The organism is Nocardia sp. NPDC058499 (assembly GCF_042719915.1).
In the GTDB taxonomy this organism is placed as follows: domain Bacteria; phylum Actinomycetota; class Actinomycetes; order Mycobacteriales; family Mycobacteriaceae; genus Nocardia.
Window position 1 is genome coordinate 1 of sequence record NZ_JBHXMZ010000038.1, and the last position, 1,292, is coordinate 1,292.

Consider the following 1,292-nt stretch of genomic DNA (forward strand, 5'->3'; position numbering starts at 1 on the left):
ACACCCACCACCCGGTGGACTGCGACATCAACTGAACACCGATCACGACAAACCGACTCTGAAACCGGGTGGTCGCGTTATCGGGGACTGGTCACGGAAACTGGCCCTGCGGATGGTGCCAGACCAGTTGCCAGGTGATGGCGCCTCAACGGACACCCCCAGATCCCCGGGATACGGCCCCCAGCTGCCTCCGAGCAGAAGCCGCACCCTGCAATGCCAAACCCCGTGCAACCTATGTGGAGCCTGGGGCGGACGCAGCGGGGTCGGGGTCGGGAACTCGCCAGACTATTCGGACTTGTTCCTCGAGCGGAAGGGAAGGCCCGGCGATGTAGATTCGGTCGATGAGATAGATAACTGCCAGCCGGAATGCTTCGGGTTCTATGTCGTCAATCCTGGCCACCCGCGCACGGCCTAGCTTGTTCACTTGGCGGACGATATGTGGATCACTTTCGAGCGGGCCGAGCTCAGCTACGAGTGTCTGTTCGAGTTCGCAGTTCGCGCGCATAGCTGAAATTGAGCGATGCACCAGATCTGGCTCGACTTCGATCCGGTCGAGAATGCGAGCAAGGATGTACTCATGGAGCAAATCCGCCTCGATGTCGGCATGTTCCTCACCTGTGCAGCTTGGGCATCCTTCGCACTCGACAGGTTCCGGCTCCTCGTCGGCTTGCCGGGTGGAAACAAAACACGCGGCCGCCCACATGACCTCATATCTGCTCAGCCCCAGGTCATCGGCGGTCCACAGGTCGGACTCGGCGATACCACCACCTCTGACAACTTCTGGCATCGGGAACTCGGCGCGAGTCAGGGACTCCAAGCTGACCAATGCCGGTTCCCAGTCCTGGGTACTAAGTAGCAGTGTTGCCACCGTCTCACCTGGGCGCTGCCAGAAGATGAGGTCTTCATCGTCACCATTGACGAAGTGCAGAACATGGTCCACCGAGTCGAATTCGACTCCCGACATCTCGCCTAGGTGGGTGAGGACAGACTCCCGATCGCGGTATCGCCCGACGTAGCCGCGTGCCTGGGCAACAAAGGAATTCATGGTTCCGTCATCCAGTGTCGAGTTGGGGCTGACACCGATGAAGCGCGGTCGGCGAAAGAGCCCGGAGCGACGAAGTTGCTGGGTGGCGTTTGCCCAGTACAGTCTCCTCGTATCTGGGTCGTACACCACGGCGTAGACAGGGATGTTCCCGTTAGCCTCGATTTTTCGTGATTTGTGCTGATCGGTCCGGGCGGGTTTGGGGTGGTTGTTTTCGCTGTTCGGGCAGCGTCAGCTGCCCGAACAGCGG

General features: G+C 60.1%; 1 protein-coding gene. It reads right to left on the reverse strand.

What is annotated here, in order from left to right; genetic code table 11:
• Positions 1–232: 232 nt before the first annotated feature.
• Positions 233–1,045 carry a hypothetical protein gene (locus ACFWPH_RS34685; protein WP_378756549.1) on the reverse strand — a complete coding sequence of 271 codons (813 nt, stop codon included), beginning with the start codon at positions 1,043–1,045 and terminating at the stop codon, positions 233–235.
• Between the last annotated feature and the right edge of the window lie 247 nt (positions 1,046–1,292).

What these genes read in the sequence shown, in the direction of transcription:
- ACFWPH_RS34685 (WP_378756549.1), bottom strand. Translation starts at nt 1,045, where the DNA reads ATGAATTCCTTTGTTGCCCAGGCACGCGGCTACGTCGGGCGATACCGC.